This window comes from Pediococcus argentinicus (assembly GCF_001437605.1).
GTDB lineage: Bacteria > Bacillota > Bacilli > Lactobacillales > Lactobacillaceae > Pediococcus > Pediococcus argentinicus.
Genome location: NZ_JQCQ01000005.1, coordinates 22,527 through 38,619 on the forward strand (window position 1 = coordinate 22,527; position 16,093 = coordinate 38,619).

The window sequence follows — 16,093 nt, forward strand, 5'->3', positions numbered from 1 at the left end:
GATTGGAAATAATATGAAATCAATTAATCTTTACTTTGTTCGACATGGTCAAACCCTCTTTAATCGCTATCGTCACCTTCAAGGTTGGTCCGACTCTCCATTAACTGAGAAAGGCTTCAAAGATGCTAAGGAGGCTGGAAAACGGCTCTCAAACGTTCGATTTAATAATGTTTACTGCTCAGATACTATTCGAGCAATCAAAACTGCCAATATTATTAATAAGGAAAATCAGCATCCCGTCACTAACATTGAAGACATTGCTGCTTTCCGAGAACAATACTTCGGCTACTTTGAAGGAGCTAATTCAGTTGAAACTGAATTTAAGCTTTATCAACGACATTCAACGACCGAACCAACCTTAAATGCTATTACCGCAAAACATGGTATTAAAGAAGCTATTAACGTTTGGAAAGAAGTCGATCCATTTCATGATGCTGAAAGCTTCGAAGAAATCCATACCCGTTTGCAACAAGGATTGGATTACGTATTTGAACAAGCCCATGATGGTGATAACGTCTTAGTAGTCAGTCATGGTACTTTAATTAGAGTCTTAACTTCCCTATTCAATCCTGAAATTGATATTTCCCACAGTCCCAAGAATGGTAGCGTAACGAAGCTTCATTTAACGGCAGACGGTGGCAAGATTGAATACTTTGGAAATCTTGAAACAATTTAATATTTGATCCGCAAAAAAAGAGTTCCCATCAATCATGGGAACTCTTTTAATTTACATACTTAAACGAGATCTAAACCTTCATCTTTTGCACGGTTACGATATTCAGCAATTTCACTTTCTGTCGCACGAACAAAATGTCCTGGTGCAATTTCTACCATCGTTCTTGGTTTACCATCGAACTCAGCTGTTGCATCGTAAGGTACTTGAACACGATTACGTTCGAACTCTGGATCTGGTTCTGGAACAGCTGAAACCAAACTTGCAGTATATTTGTGCAAAGGATGGTTATAAACTTCTTCAGCTGGTCCGATTTCTAATAACTTACCATAATGCATAACACCGATTCGATCGCTGATATATTTGACCATTGATAAATCATGGGCAATAAAAAGATAAGTTAATCCACGTTCATGTTGCAGCTCTTTCATCAAGTTAACAACTTGAGCTTGAATGGAAACATCCAAAGCTGAGATAGGTTCGTCAGCAATGATGAATTTAGGTTGAACTGCTAACGCACGGGCAATACCGATACGTTGACGTTGTCCACCTGAAAATTCGTTTGGATAACGACTAGAATGGTCCTTATTCAAACCAACAGTTTCAAGTAAATCTTCAACTTGTTTAGTACGATCAGCATCGTTCTTTGCTAAATGATGAATATCAATTCCTTCAGCAACAATATCTTTAACCTTCATACGAGGGTTTAATGAAGCATAAGGATCTTGGAAGATCATTTGCATTTCACGACGGAAACTCATCAAATCTTTTTTACTTTTAATTGAAGCAACATCGCGTCCTTCAAACATTACTTGTCCATCAGTAGGATCTAGTAAGCGAATAATTCCACGTCCAGTAGTTGTCTTACCAGAACCAGATTCACCAACTAATCCAAATGTTTCGCCTTCATAAATATCGAAGGAAACATCATCAACCGCATGAACTTCATCCTTTTTACCAACATTAAAGTATTGTTTTAAATGTTTTACTTCAAGGATTTTTTTACTTTCATCCATCTATCGTTTCCTCCTATTCGCCAATCGCGTCGTCATCGTCAGCACCAGCGAAAGCCGTATTACCTTTAGAGTGAATATGACCTTGGTTGATTGTACCAGCTGATAAGCGTTCTTGGTAGATTTTTTGACGACGAACCACTTCTGCTGGTGGTTCAACTGCAGGTGCATCTGGATGAAGCAACCATGTTGCAGCGTAATGTGTATCAGAGACCTTAAAGAATGGTGGTTCTTGTTCTTCATCAATCTTCATCGCATAAGGATTACGTGCTGCAAAGGCATCACCAACTGGTGGTTCCAATAAATCAGGTGGAGTACCTGGAATTGGTTCCAATTGACCTTTGGCAGTATCAAGCGTAGGCATTGAATTTAATAATCCCCATGTATATGGATGTTGTGGATTATAGAAAATTTCATCAACTGTTCCGTATTCCACAATTTTACCAGCATACATAACCGCAACACGGTCAGCCATACTTGCAACAACCCCTAAATCATGGGTAATAAAGATGATTGAAGTTGAGATTTTTTCTTGTAATTCTTTCATTAAATCGAGGATTTGAGCTTGGATAGTAACATCCAAAGCTGTAGTTGGTTCATCAGCAATCAAAATTTCTGGGTAACAAACCAAAGCAATCGCAATAACGATACGCTGACGCATACCACCAGAGAATTGATGAGGATAATCATTTACACGTTCCTCAGCATTCGTAATACCAACTAATTTAAGCATTTCAAGAGCTTGCTTTTCAGCTTTTGATTTACTAAAGCCCTTATGAACCATTAAAGGTTCAGCAATTTGGCGACCGATACGCATCGTTGGATCCAATGAAGTCATTGGATCTTGGAAAATTTCAGCAATATCGCGTCCACGAATGGCTTGTAATTCTTTTTCAGACATCTCCAAGATGTCTTTACCATGAAACTTAACAGTTCCCTTAGCTACTTCAGCATTGTTTGCTAAAAGTCCCATGATAGTTTTTGTTGTAACTGTTTTTCCTGAACCTGATTCACCAACAATAGCTAATGTTTCACCTTTTTTAAGATGAAAATTAACATTACGAATAGCTTGAACCGTACCAGCATAGGTATGGAAATTGATGGTTAAATCTTGGACTTCAAGAATATTTTTTTCTGCATCCATTACCAATTTCCTCCCTAATGCCGTGACGTACGAGGATCAAATGCATCTCGTAGTCCATCAGCTAAAATATTAAATGCAATCATGATGATAGCAAGAACAATCGCTGGATACCACATTTGGAATGGTAAGAATTGGAAGTTTCTTTGTCCATCATTGATTAAAGTACCAAGTGAAGCAATCGGAGCTTGAATACCAATTCCGATATAACTTAAGAATGCTTCGAAGAAGATCGCAGCAGGAATTGTAAACATAGTCTGAATAATAATGACACTCGATAAGTTTGGTAGCAAATGTTTCATCGCAATCTTGCCAGATGACTCACCCAAGGTTTGCGCTGCCAACACATATTCTTGGCTCTTCAATTGAAGTGTTTGCGCACGAGTTAGTCGTGCCATCGTAGTCCATTCGTTAATCGCAATAGCTAAGATAATTGGCAAAATTCCACCCTTAATAACAAGTAGTAAAAGCACCATGATAACGATGTTAGGAATTGACTGCATAATTTCGATGATACGTTGCATGACTAGATCGACCACGCCACCCTTCCAGGCGGAGATAATACCATAACCGACCCCAATTAAAAGGTCAATTAAAGTAGCAAATAAACCAATTAATAATGAAATCATTGTTCCATGTAAGATACGTTGACCTAAGCTTCGGCCTAAGTAATCAGTACCTAAAATGAAGTGTTTACTTTCAGGAACATTGTTTGCTTTATATTGATCAACTCGTTGACCACCTTGAATACTAGTACCATTGAATCCGTTAATGTTAACACCGGGAATCTTAGGTGGTAAATTAGCGTAATCTGGATTAGCACTGTTTGGGTTAGGAGCTGTAATTGGAGATGTAAATGCGAATAAAGCAATGATAATTAAAATCCACATACTGATGAATGCGGCCTTATTTTCTTTCAAACGATGCCAGGCATCTTGCAAGAATGTACGAGAAGGGGCAGCAATCTTTTCATCATCTAACTTGTCATCTTTACCAACTGGTTGGAAAGCATCTTCAGGTAATTTAATTTTTTCATCCATTATCTGTTATTCCCCTTTCCCTGAAAGTCGGATTCGTGGATCGATAATTCCGTACACAATATCCGTAATTAGAAGTACTAAACATAGAAGTCCTGAGTAAAGTAATGTGACACCCATGATTGTTGGGTAATCATTAACCAAAATTGATTTAACGAATTGTTCACCAATGCCAGGAATTGAGAAAATATTTTCAACAACCATCGAACCAGTCATAATACCAACTGCTAAAGGTCCAATAACTGTTACAAGTGGAATTAAACTATTTCTAAGTGCGTGATGGAATACAATTCCAAAACGGCTTAGACCTTTTGCACGAGCAAGTTCAATATAATCACTACCCATAACATCAACCATTTCAGTTCGTACAAACCGTGAAGTCGTTGCAAATGGTGATGCTGCTAAAGCAATCGTTGGAAGGATTGTACTTGCAAATCCGCCCCATCCAGCAACTGGGAATAATTGAAGCTTTAAACCAAAGTAGTATTGAAGCAAGATAGCAAACACAAAACTAGGAATTGATAATCCTAAAATTGAAATAATGTTAGCTGTTCCATCAACCCAAGTATTTTTACGAATTGCACTAAGTGAACCGGTACAGATTCCTAGAATAACTCCTAAAATCATTCCTTGAGCACCAATAATAGCTGATGGTCCAATTCGTGAACCGATTAAGTATGAAACTGCTTGGTTACTAAATTGGAATGATGTTCCAAAGTTTCCTTGAACTGCATTAACAATATAAGTGACATATTGTTGCCACAATGGCTTATCTAAACCATATTGTTGATAAATTGTATGAATTTGTGACGCAGTTAGTTTTGCTTGATTATTTAACGGTGTTCCGGGCATTAACTTCATTAAGAAGAAGGTAACGCTGGCAATTAGGAACATGGTTAATATCAAGTAAAAGATTCGTCTCGCTAAATATTTGACCATTTGAATTCCTCACATTCTCTTATCAATAAGCAACAAATGGGCAAGGGCCAAAAGCACCCTTACCCGATTTGTTTGATTAAATTTCCGAAATTTACTTGACTGTCATGTGTGAGTAATCAAAGTTCAAGCCAGCAGAGTTGTAGACAATGCCCTTGATGTTTTGGTTACGCAACATTGATTGAGCTTGTTGATAAAGTGGTGAAATTGCTTGTTCCTTTAGAAGGATTCTTTCAGCCTTCAACATATCGTTCCAACGTTTTTCAGGATTATTAGCGTCTTTATCGCCAGCGTCTTTGATCAATTGATCGAATTCAGCACTCTTCCACTTACCATTATTTAATGAGTTTCCTGTAGTGAATAATTGTAAGAATGAGATTGGATCAGAGAAGTCAGCACCCCAAGCAGTGATAACAGCATCGAACTTACCGTTTTGTGAGTTTGCTAAACGATTCTTAAATGGAATGTTGCTTAGTGAAACCTTCACATTTGGAATCTTTTCCCAAGCTGATTGGATATATTCGGTACTTTGTTTTGCACCAGTTGTATCATCACTCATAAGTTGGAAATTAAGACTCTTCATGCCTTCTTCTTTAAGACCTTCAGCCATTAACTTCTTAGCTTGAGCTAAATCATACTTAGATGCTTCAGGAACATTAACTTCCTTAGCAAAATCTGTACCAGTCTTTGGATCTTTAGCTAATCCTGCTGAAGTTAAACCAGTTGCTGGTTCTGAGCCATCAGCCAAGACCTTCTTTGTAAATTGATCACGATTGATTGCTAATGATAGAGCTTGACGAATCTTTTGGTTCTTGAAGTATTTGTCTTTCTTTTCGTTGAATTCAAGATAGAATGTTGATGAATTCAAGTACTTAACAAAGTTCTTGTCATTCTTGTATTGTTTAACTTGATCACCAGTTAGAGTGTTTTGGTCAAGCTTCTTACTATTGTACATGTTCAAAGCTGTACCAGCATCTTTAACAACTTGATAGTTGATGGTGTCAGTCTTTACTGAACTCTTATTCCAGAAATCTGGATTTTTAACTAACTTCCAGCTAAGGTTTGAGCCCTTCCAACCTTCTTGCTTGAATGGTCCGTTGTAAACTGTCTTAGCAGAAGTTGTTCCGTATGAGCTACCATACTTGTCGACCGCTTTTTCATTTTGAGGGAAGAAGATTGGGAATCCCATCAAAAGTTTAAAGTAAGGTACTGGACGATCTAATGTGACAACTAACTTGTTATCACCATCGGCCTTAACACCCAAAGTTTTGTAGTTAGCTTTGTTTGCAGCAATCTTGTCAGCATTCTTAATACCTGAGAATAAGTAAGCATATTGTGAAGCAGTCTTAGGATTTACTGTACGTTGCCAGCCAAATACAAAGTCTTTAGCTGTAACAGTTTCACCATTACTCCACTTAGCACCCTTACGGATGTTGAATGTATATTCTTTACCACCATCTGATACTTTTGTATCAGTAGCAAGAGCATTTTCAATCTTATTATCTTTACCGATACGGTAGAGACCTTCTTCAGTATTACCAAGTTGTGTTAGTCCAACAACATCAGTAACCTTTGATTGGTCCATGGTTGCAATTTCAGCACTTTCTCTGAAATTAACTGAATTCTTTTTTGCAGAATTGTTTGAACCACAAGCTGCCAAGATGAATGTTGAAGCTAATGCAACAGCACCAAGTTTTCCAACTGTCTTAAATTTCATATTTCCAGCTCCTTTGGATAGTTTCTTTTAATTTATTTGTAAAGCATGTACTGATTATATATTAGAAAAGTATTAAATTCAATTAAAAATCTCATGTTTTGCTCATATTGTGCTTATTTTTCAGACTCATAAACATCTCGAACCGCGTAAGCACCGCGATAGTGCAATTCTAATTTTTCTCATTTTCTATCACATAATAGATACATGATATAATACTAGTAACGCTTTCATGATACAGGAGGAACAATATGGAAACTGAACAGATACTAATCGCTGGGCTAGAACTACCTGGTGTGGATTTAGAATATAACATGGATGAACTTGCTTCTCTTGTTGCTGCTAATAACATGGAAGTGGTTGATACTTTAACTCAAAAATTAGAAAAACCCAATGCTGGAACTTACTTCGGTAAAGGAAAAGTGCAAGAACTTGCTGAAATGGCAACTGCTCATGACGTTTCGACTGTTGTATTAAGTGCAGAGGTAACTCCCAGTCAACTTACTAATCTAGAAAAGGAAACTGGACTACATTTAATCGATCGAACCGGATTAATCTTAGAGATTTTTGCTAATCGTGCTCGCTCTAAAGAAGCTAAACTTCAAGTTGAGCTAGCTAAATCACAATATCAACTTGCTCGTTTAAGAACCAGTTCTAGTCAACGTCTTGATCAGCAATCCGCAGGTGGTGGTTACACTAACCGTGGTACTGGTGAAACTAAGTTGGAATTAAATCGTCGTACAGTTCGTGACAAGATCACTCGCATTAATCGTGAATTAAAGGAAATGTCCACAGCTGCCGATGTCCAACGTAAACAACGTGACGCACGTGATATTCCAAGTGTTGCCCTTGTTGGTTACACTAATACCGGAAAATCAACCACCATGAATGGCCTCGTTCGAATGTTCGGTAGAAGCGATGAAAAACAAGTCTTTGAAAAAGATATGCTGTTTGCCACACTTGATACTAGCGTTCGTAAATTAACTTTTGCGGATCAAAAAGAACTAATCTTAAGTGATACAGTTGGTTTCGTAAGTGACTTGCCTCATCAACTTGTTAAAGCCTTTCGTTCAACTTTAGCAGAAGCTGCCAAAGCAGACTTGCTAGTTCAAGTAATTGATATTTCAGATCCCCACTATCGTGAAATGATGGAGACAACTGAAAAGACTTTATCTGAAATTGGTGTTACTGACATTCCAATGATCTATGCCTTTAATAAAGCTGATCGTGCTGAAATCGCCTATCCAACATTAGACGGTAAAGAAATCACTTATTCAGCCAAACAACTTCAATCACTAGAGTTGCTAACATCACTAATTAAAAAACAAGTCTTCAATAACTACGTTGAAGCAACTTTCTTGATTCCATTCGCTGAAGGACAGGTTGTTGATTTCCTAAATGGTAATGCCAATGTGAAAGAAACTACCTATACGGAAAATGGAACTGTAATTACTGCTGAGTTAAAAGATAAAGACTACAATCGTTTAGAACGTTATGTTCAAACTCCAAAAGCTAAATAAATTAAAAAAGATTGTTACGGATGAATGAAAATCATCGTAACAATCTTTTTTTAGTTGACTCGTTTTTCAATATAACGTGATAGTAATGACAAAGCATAACAAACAACAAAGTACATTGCAGCTAATGCTAAGAACATTGGAATAATATAATTACTATTTTGTCCATAAATGATTTGAGCGTGGTACATCAATTCTGGCAACATGATGATAGTTGCTAATGACGTATCCTTAATTAGTGAGATGAACTGACTAACTAAAGCTGGAATCATCTTAACTTGAGCTTGAGGCAAAATAATATAACGAAGTGTCTGCCAGTACGTCATACCATTTGCTCGAGCACCTTCCATTTGTCCCTTATCAACAGAAACAATTCCGGCACGAATAATTTCAGCTAACATAGCTGATTCAAAAATTGTAAGAGCAAGAATAGCTGATGCTGGAATACTTAGACGAACTCCCATATTTGGTAGTCCAAAGTACGTAAAGAAGAAAATCAACAGTAATGGCAAATTACGAATCAAATCGATGATAAATCCAACAATTGCTGACAAGTACTTAACTTCAATATAACGAACTAATCCAAGAATCGCTCCAATGATGTAACTCAAAATAATTGAAGCTACTGAGACCTCGATTGTTAACCAAAGTCCCTTTAACAGGAATGCAATGTTAACCCATGAATATGCATCAATAAATGTTTGCATTAGTTAACACCTCGATTCGATTTCTTTTCAAGATAACGCATGTAATAACTAAGTGGCATAGTGATAATCAAGTACAATACTCCGACTACCAGATACGAGTTAATCGTATCAAAAGTTGTTGAAGCAATTGTGTTACCTTCGTACATTAAATCAAAACCAGCAACGAAAGCTAAAACTGAAGAATTCTTAACCAAGTTAATAAATTGATTTCCTAATGGTGGAATCACAATCTTAAAGGCCTGTGGCAAAACAATATAACGCATTGCTTGCCAGTAAGTCATCCCGTTGGCACGAGATCCTTCCATCTGCCCTGTATCAACAGATTGAATACCTGCACGAACTGTTTCAGCGATAAATGCTGAGGTATAAATTGTTAAACCAATTGTTCCGGCAGCAAAACCGCTAATTTGGAAGAAGAACTTTGGAATAACAATGTAGAAAAACATCGTAACAACAAGTAGTGGAATATTTCTGAATAATTCCACGTATGCCCGACCAATTGTGTGGGCAATTTTATTTGGTAGAACTTCCATAATGGCAAAAAGTGATCCAATCACCAAACTGAAGAACAAAGCTAAAATACTACATAATAAGGTTTGTCCCAATCCGTAAAGGAGTGTTTGCCAATGATTGCTTATAATATTAATCATCTTTCGACCTCCTTATAATTGAATCCAGAAACATTTCCGAACCATTTTTTAATAATTTGGTTATATTCCCCACTCTTAACAATTTCTTTCAAAGCTTTATTAACATGAGACTTCATATCTGTTTGACCCTTGTTAATCGCAATTCCGTAAGGTTCCTTGGTGAAGGTTCCTCCGACAACTTGATAACCTGGGTTTTCAACAGCCATACCGAATAAAATACCATTATCAGTTGTTAAGGCTGCTCCCTGATTTGATTTCAAAGCCGTTAATGCTTGAGCATAATCTTGAAGTTCCAAAACTTTAGCCTTCGGAGCAAACTTCTTAATGTTTTCCACAGAGTTAGCACCGACAACCCCAATCACTTTTGTACCTGGTTTGTTTAAATCACGCACATTTTTGATTGGACTACCTTTTTTAACCAACAATGACTGACCAGCATCGAAATATGAATCAGAGAAATCAACAATCTTAGCTCGATCAGGAGTAATGGTCATTGTTGCAATAATCGCATCAATATTTCCGTTCTTTAATAATGGGATACGTGTTTGGCTAGATACTTGAACGAAGTTAGCTTTAGCATCTTTGCCTAACATCTGTCTGGTTAATGCACGGGCAATATCAGCATCAAAACCTTTGATCTTAGAATCTTTAACATCCATCAAACCAAATAGTTTTGTATCAGCTTTAACACCCCATGTGATTGACTTAGTCTTTTCAGCATTCTGCCAAACACTAGCATTAGACGTATCACGAGTTCCACAACTAGTTAGAATCAAGCCCAACCCTAACATTGTAAAAAGGACGGTTAAGTTTCTGAATAATTTTTTCATACTAACCTACCTCCTATTTTCTAATGTTTAATAATCTTGCTTAAGAATTGGCGAGCACGTTCGTTAGTTGGTTCACCATCAAAGAATTTTTCTTTTGTATCATCTTCTAGAATCTGTCCATCGGCCATGAAAATTACTCGATCACCCACTTCACGAGCAAAGCCCATTTCATGAGTAACCACAAGCATTGTCATACTTGAGTCACGAGCAATATCCTTCATAACGTTCAAAACATCATCAATCATTTCAGGATCCAAAGCTGATGTTGGTTCATCAAATAAAATACACTTAGGCTGCATTGCAAGGCTTCGAGCGATGGCAATACGTTGTGCCTGACCACCGGATAACATTGCTGGCATACTTTCAGCCTTATCTGCTAAACCGACTTTTTCAAGCAATTCCATTGCAAGTTTCTTATTTTCGGCTTCATCGCGTCCCAAAACTAGACGAGGTGCTAACATGATATTTTCCAAAACCGTCTTGTTATTGTACAAATTGAAATGTTGGAAAACCATCCCAACGTTCTTACGAGTCTTGTTCATATCGGTCTTCTTATCAGCGATATCACGACCGTTAACGATTAACTTTCCACTATTAATTCGTTCCAAACCATTTACAGTACGAATCAATGTACTTTTACCTGAACCAGATGGGCCGATTAAAACAACCGTTTCACCAGCTTCGATTTTTAAATTAATATCTTTTAGAGCATGAAAGTCACCGTAATACTTTTCAACATCTTGAAATTCAATCATTGACATTTCTATTCCTCCACTCTTATTCAAGTTTATATGTAACTCACTTAACTACTATTCTACAACACGATGTAAAGCAACTAGAGGATTCAATCCGTCAAAATAAACTATTTCAACTTGAAACTATAAGCAAATAATAATTTCCAGAACAGGACTAAAGTGTCCCTAAACCACGTCATACCATAGTTGATTGCATGTTTACATAATTAATCTTATTAAATAATAATAGTGGACAAAAAAAAATCTGTCAAAGCACACACTCTAACAGATTCCTCATTTTAATTATTTCAAATCCTCAGGAAGTGAGGTTTGACGACGTTTGTACGCCATTTGAATTTTTCCTTTATAAGCTGAATTTTCTGTAAAAAGACCTGAGCGACCTTTTACTTTTCGTTCGCCACCGATTAAGGCTGCATCAGCTAAGTACAGATGATACTCGCGCTTGGCACTCTTATAGTCTGAAAGGCCAACCCGAGTGACTTCACCAATTGGTAAGCTATCCATCTGGTTCATTCCAGCATAGATAAGTGGGTGACCACTTTCCATTTTCAAAATAAAGTATGGAAAGTTAACTCCCTCACCAATGGCATAGAACTCAGTCGATTCATCATCCATCTGAGCCATTAATTGATCATCAGTCTGCCCACCATAATCTGAAAGTAACAATCCTTCTTGCTGCATTTTATCAGCGATTTGATTGATGTTACGTAACTGAGCTGGTGTGGAACTAATTCTGGCCGGTAATAGAACTTCATCATTGAAAACACCATTAGAACCGGTATTTGTCTGGCTTTGGCGTTCTACTCGAGATAAACGACGCTTTAGTTCTTCTTGTTCAGCCACTTCTTCTGGTTTACCAATCAACTTTTCAATCTTAGGTGAAACATCAAATGGAGCTTGTTTTGATGTGAAGAAGTAGTAAATATTCATAACGGTGAAATATAGGAAAACAATAAAAATAGCCAATAGACCTAATCCACGTAGGTAGCGACCATTTTGTAGAAAACGAAACGCAATATACAACAGATACCAGTTACCAACAAAGGCCACTGCAGTATAGATTTGATTTTTCAATCGACTTTTAACGTTAATCATACCCATGTAATGACTAACCATGGTTAAAAATGCAAACATTACTGAAGCTCCCTCCTATTAGTTACTCTTTTCAGTTGTATCTGGTTGCGTTGCTTGTTTTGGTTGTGATGCTTTTGAAGCCTTACCCTCATTGTTTTGGACATTATTTCCGTCATTAGACTTGTCTTGATTATTGGTACCGTTTTGCTCTTTATTTGTTGCGTTAGAACTTGAACTAGCTTGTTCATTCTTGCTTTCAGCGTTGGTATTCTGATCATTCTTCTCAGAAGATGAGCTTTCACTAGCCGAACTTGAACTTTCCTTACTACTATCTGAACTGGCTGAAGAAGAGTTCGATTCAGAACTCGACTGTGAACTGCTAACAGCACTCTTTTGAACTGGTGCACCTTCTTGAGAATTGGTGGCTGTATTAACAATAACGTTTGTTGCACCAAGAGCAATGATCATTGTCAAAATTGCAATCGGTGTTAAAAATGGTGGCGTACGATAAGCCATCACGATTCCCCCTTAAAATGATTGATACTTATAGCATACCAAAGCCGAGTTAAAAATAAACCATATATAGACAACCTTTACTAAAAAGTTACTGATTTATTGCTTTAAGCTGTCACACCTTTTGCTACACAATCTGCACAAATTCCATATAGCTCAAATCGGTGTCCGGTAATTTGATTACCGGGTAATTGATCTGAGAAAAAGTCGAGCGGACACATTTCAAATTCTTGAACTTTGCCGCAATTGTTACAAACAAAGTGATGATGATGTTGATGCTTGTTATCACATTGGAATTTGATTTCTGTTTTATCAGCAATCTTCTGTTCTTCTACTAAACCAATATCTTGGAATTCTTTCACATTTCGATAAATCGTATTGTGACTCATCTTGGGATACTGTTTGCGCATTAGCTGATCGAGCTTAGTAATTTCAATATACTTATCTTCGTGTTCAGCCAAAATTTGTAATAGACTGTGGCGTTGTTTGGTTAACTTATAGTTGTTGCTTTGTAAGACCTCTAAGGCGTTTTTTAAATTAGTTGTCATTATTATCCACCTATCCTAAATCGTAATTATTACTCTTTAGCAGAATAGCACATTTAAGTAACCATTTAAACTAATTGTTCTTGTAGCTTTCCAACTAATAAATCCACCTGCTTTTTAGTTTGAGACCAACTCTCACTGGGAATTACTTGAGCTGTTTGTTGCAATTGTTCTGGTAGAACAAGATCACGACGATATTCAGAACTTTGCATCCGGCGGTCAATCGATTCAATCTTGTCACCACGATGAATTAATCGTTCACGAAGTACTCGTTCGTCGCTTACCTTTAAAAACCAGATTTCAACCTCATTAGTCAATTTTTCAGCATATGTAATAGCACCTTGAGTATCTAAAACAATGCTCGCAATTGGATTAACTTTCCAGGCTTTGCGTAATCCTTCATATGAAGAACCGTATTGATAGTTAGAATACTTCACACGTTCTAAATAATGGTTATCCTCAAAAGATTGATCATTTTCAAAATAGTAGTCCACACCATTTTCTTCGTTAAAGCGTGGTGGTCTGGTGGTATGTGTAATAACTGGCACAATCTTATATTTTTCTTTTAAATAGTCGCTAACCGTTGTTTTACCGGTTCCTGTAGCGCCTGTAATTACAATTAATCTATTTGTCATTGGAATCCCCTAGTTGAATTTAGTTGAATTTAGTTGCATTTTAAATTTTAATGTTGTAAATTAGAGTATCGACATTTATGAAAGCGCTATTTTAAGTTTTCATAAAGCGACAATCATTTATAAAGGAGGTTTATCATTATGCAATTTAAGAAGTTTAGTACTGCTTGGTACAGTATTGCCCTAGACACAGAGAAGCAGGTCTTTATCGCAAATGACAAAACCCGCCCTGAATTCGAAGCAACAGGTATTACAATCGAAGATGCGGTGCATAATTTAGAAACACTTGAAAACTCTCAAATGTCAAAATTAGCATAGATACCATTAATAGAATAAAGTGCGGTAAAAGAGTGTCCATTAAGTTGGAGGCTCTTTTTATTTATTACTACCAATATGATTAACCGCATCATGCAAAACTTCTTTAAGATTCAAAAATGTTAAATGTTCTTTGGTGGATACTTCGTCGAACCATGCCAAAGCACTGTATTTAGCATTTGATAGTTGATACTTAGCCCCTGCTTGCGCTTCAGCTAGATAAAAAGTTACCTGTTTCGTATCGTCGTCATGCTGATATTCAATCACATGATTAAAGTAACTATCTAAATCTAGTTGTGAATGAATGCCTTTTAAAATTGCCTGATTAGCAGCTTCAACTAAAGTCTCATTTGCATCTTTATTATCCTTTAGAAATTCCCATGCTTGGCTCTTTGCGTTTTGTACCAAAAGAAAAAAAGGTTTTCCATCCCTTAACTGATATACAACTGCTCCACCATATACCTTTAGTTCCAATCTAATCCCCACTCCCAATTTGTTTAAGTTTAATTATATCAGTTTCAAAACCTAAGCCACAATTTATCTTGGTAGTTATTGACTTTCGGAAAACAATTAGGCTATTCTTAAAATTAAATTAGAAAGCGGAGCAAACATCAATGAGTCTAAAAGACACTATTTTTCGTAAAGAACCTCTGAATCATTATTTCAAACAAGATCAACATTTTATTAAGACTTTAACAGCGGTTGATTTGTTGGCATTAGGAATTGGAGCCGTGATTGGAACAGGAATCTTTATTCTTCCGGGAACGGTCGCTGCATTAAAAGCTGGTCCCTCCATTATCCTATCGTTTATCATTGCCGCTTTCGTCTGTGCCTTGGCTGGTATGTGCTACGCTGAGTTTGCATCTTCACTGCCCATCGCCGGAAGTGCCTATTCTTATGGGAACATCGTCTTTGGGGAATTACCAGGTTGGTTATTAGGTTGGGCTTTAATTTTGGAGTATGTCTTAGCAGTCGCAGCGGTTTCAACCGGATGGTCTGCATACTTCAGTTCTTTTATGAAAGGGTTTGGGATTACAATTCCTCAAGCAATTTCCGGTCCATTTAATCCATCGCACGGTACATATATTAATTTAGTGGCGATTATTATCGTTTGCTTAATTGCCTTTTTCCTTGCTCGTGGTTTAGAATCATCAATTCGGATTAATAATATTATGGTAATCGTTAAAATTGCGATCATTATTATCTTTATTCTAGTTGGAATGTTCTATGTTAAACCAGCTAACTGGCAACCATTTATGCCATTTGGACTGCATGGAACATTTGCTGGTGCTTCAACTGTTTTCTTTGCTTATTTAGGATTCGATGCTGTATCTTCTTCAGCGGCTGAAGTTAAGGATCCCGATAAAAATATGCCGATTGGAATCATTGGTACTTTGATTGTCGCAACTATTTTCTACGTTGCTGTTTCAGTAGTTTTAACTGGAATGGTTCCTTACACGCAACTAAACGTAGCTGATCCAGTGGCATTTGCACTGTACGCCGTTCATCAAAATTGGGTTGCTGGATTACTTTCACTAGGAGCAATCGCTGGTATGACTACCATGATGATCACGATGATTTACAGTAGTTCACGCTTAGTCTATGCCACTGGTCGTGACGGATTACTTCCTAAACAACTGGGAAAATTGACTAAAACTAATTCATCCCCTAAAAATGCGATGATTGCTGTAACAATCGTAATTGCCATACTTGGCGGGCTCGTTCCATTGGATCAATTAACTAATCTAGTTAACATTGGTACATTAGTTGCTTTTGCGGTTGTCTCATTTGGTATTATTCCATTACGTAAACGCACCGACATCGTTAATCATGGATTCAAAGTTCCAGGATATCCTGTTGTTCCAATCATTGCCGGATTATCCTGCTTATATCTAATGTCCACACTTTCCTTGGAAACTTGGATTGGATCAGGAATCTGGTTCTTAATTGGACTAGTCATTTACTTTACGTATGGGATTCACCATAGTAAATTAGCTACAAAATAAAAAAGCGTTACCAACCAAACTACCGCGCCTAGTTT

At 37.0% G+C, this 16,093-nt stretch carries 18 protein-coding genes; 4 read left to right on the plus strand and 14 right to left on the minus strand.

Translation table 11 applies throughout. The features are described from left to right. Positions 1 to 13 precede the first annotated feature (13 nt). On the plus strand, positions 14 to 676 hold the full coding sequence (locus IV88_RS02030) for a histidine phosphatase family protein (RefSeq protein ID WP_057798206.1): 663 nt from the start codon (positions 14 to 16) through the stop codon (positions 674 to 676). 59 nt (positions 677 to 735) lie between these two features. Here IV88_RS02030 and IV88_RS02035 read toward each other — a convergent pair whose 3' ends face one another. From IV88_RS02035 to IV88_RS02055, 5 genes are all read right to left on the minus strand, one after another. Next, positions 736 to 1,689 (minus strand): ABC transporter ATP-binding protein, encoded by a 954-nt coding sequence (locus IV88_RS02035; protein WP_057798208.1) that lies wholly within the window; start codon positions 1,687 to 1,689, stop codon positions 736 to 738. Between the two features lie 13 nt (positions 1,690 to 1,702). Beyond that, the gene (locus IV88_RS02040) at positions 1,703 to 2,830 is read right to left on the minus strand and encodes an ABC transporter ATP-binding protein (protein WP_057798210.1); all 1,128 of its coding nucleotides are present in this window, start codon (positions 2,828 to 2,830) and stop codon (positions 1,703 to 1,705) included. A gap of 14 nt (positions 2,831 to 2,844) precedes the next feature. Next, a complete protein-coding gene (locus IV88_RS02045; protein ID WP_057798212.1) occupies positions 2,845 to 3,867 on the minus strand; it encodes an ABC transporter permease in 1,023 nt (340 codons plus the stop codon). Between the two features lie 6 nt (positions 3,868 to 3,873). Continuing rightward, positions 3,874 to 4,803, minus strand: a complete 930-nt coding sequence (gene opp3b / locus IV88_RS02050; protein WP_057798214.1) for an oligopeptide ABC transporter permease — start codon at positions 4,801 to 4,803, stop codon at positions 3,874 to 3,876. A gap of 91 nt (positions 4,804 to 4,894) precedes the next feature. Beyond that, positions 4,895 to 6,517, minus strand: coding sequence for a peptide ABC transporter substrate-binding protein (locus IV88_RS02055; RefSeq protein WP_057798217.1), 1,623 nt, complete (start codon positions 6,515 to 6,517; stop codon positions 4,895 to 4,897). Positions 6,518 to 6,765: 248 nt separating this feature from the next. On the opposite strand from IV88_RS02055, the gene hflX reads away from it, so the two are divergent. Continuing rightward, positions 6,766 to 8,034 carry a GTPase HflX gene (gene hflX / locus IV88_RS02060; protein WP_057798218.1) on the plus strand — a complete coding sequence of 423 codons (1,269 nt, stop codon included), beginning with the start codon at positions 6,766 to 6,768 and terminating at the stop codon, positions 8,032 to 8,034. A gap of 50 nt (positions 8,035 to 8,084) precedes the next feature. On the opposite strand, the gene IV88_RS02065 is transcribed toward hflX, so the two are convergent. The 8 genes from IV88_RS02065 to IV88_RS02100 form a co-directional block, all read right to left on the minus strand. Continuing rightward, on the minus strand, positions 8,085 to 8,738 hold the full coding sequence (locus IV88_RS02065) for an amino acid ABC transporter permease (protein WP_057798220.1): 654 nt from the start codon (positions 8,736 to 8,738) through the stop codon (positions 8,085 to 8,087). Then, positions 8,738 to 9,388 (minus strand): amino acid ABC transporter permease, encoded by a 651-nt coding sequence (locus IV88_RS02070; RefSeq protein ID WP_057798222.1) that lies wholly within the window; start codon positions 9,386 to 9,388, stop codon positions 8,738 to 8,740. The genes IV88_RS02065 and IV88_RS02070 overlap by 1 nt, the downstream gene beginning before the upstream one ends. Continuing rightward, entirely contained in the window at positions 9,385 to 10,218 is an 834-nt protein-coding gene (locus IV88_RS02075; RefSeq protein WP_057798224.1) for a glutamate ABC transporter substrate-binding protein, read from the minus strand. The genes IV88_RS02070 and IV88_RS02075 overlap by 4 nt, the downstream gene beginning before the upstream one ends. A 20-nt stretch (positions 10,219 to 10,238) precedes the next feature. Further along, positions 10,239 to 10,979, minus strand: a complete 741-nt coding sequence (locus IV88_RS02080) for an amino acid ABC transporter ATP-binding protein (protein ID WP_057798226.1) — start codon at positions 10,977 to 10,979, stop codon at positions 10,239 to 10,241. Between the two features lie 276 nt (positions 10,980 to 11,255). After that, positions 11,256 to 12,107, minus strand: coding sequence for a DUF6681 family protein (locus IV88_RS02085; protein ID WP_057798228.1), 852 nt, complete (start codon positions 12,105 to 12,107; stop codon positions 11,256 to 11,258). 18 nt (positions 12,108 to 12,125) lie between these two features. Then, positions 12,126 to 12,563, minus strand: a complete 438-nt coding sequence (locus tag IV88_RS02090; RefSeq protein ID WP_057798230.1) for a hypothetical protein — start codon at positions 12,561 to 12,563, stop codon at positions 12,126 to 12,128. 104 nt (positions 12,564 to 12,667) lie between these two features. Further along, on the minus strand, positions 12,668 to 13,108 hold the full coding sequence (locus IV88_RS02095; protein ID WP_057798232.1) for a Fur family transcriptional regulator: 441 nt from the start codon (positions 13,106 to 13,108) through the stop codon (positions 12,668 to 12,670). 65 nt (positions 13,109 to 13,173) lie between these two features. Continuing rightward, positions 13,174 to 13,740: an AAA family ATPase gene (locus IV88_RS02100; protein ID WP_057798234.1), complete on the minus strand. Its 567-nt coding sequence runs from the start codon at positions 13,738 to 13,740 to the stop codon at positions 13,174 to 13,176. Positions 13,741 to 13,878: 138 nt separating this feature from the next. Between IV88_RS02100 and IV88_RS09330 the strand changes: the two genes are divergently transcribed. Further along, the gene (locus IV88_RS09330) at positions 13,879 to 14,055 is read left to right on the plus strand and encodes a hypothetical protein (RefSeq protein ID WP_168388177.1); all 177 of its coding nucleotides are present in this window, start codon (positions 13,879 to 13,881) and stop codon (positions 14,053 to 14,055) included. Positions 14,056 to 14,112: 57 nt separating this feature from the next. On the opposite strand, the gene IV88_RS02105 is transcribed toward IV88_RS09330, so the two are convergent. Beyond that, on the minus strand, positions 14,113 to 14,526 hold the full coding sequence (locus tag IV88_RS02105; RefSeq protein ID WP_057798236.1) for an NUDIX hydrolase: 414 nt from the start codon (positions 14,524 to 14,526) through the stop codon (positions 14,113 to 14,115). A 140-nt stretch (positions 14,527 to 14,666) separates the two neighbouring features. On the opposite strand from IV88_RS02105, the gene IV88_RS02110 reads away from it, so the two are divergent. Beyond that, positions 14,667 to 16,058, plus strand: coding sequence for an APC family permease (locus IV88_RS02110; RefSeq protein ID WP_057798239.1), 1,392 nt, complete (start codon positions 14,667 to 14,669; stop codon positions 16,056 to 16,058). The last annotated feature ends 35 nt before the right edge of the window (positions 16,059 to 16,093 follow it).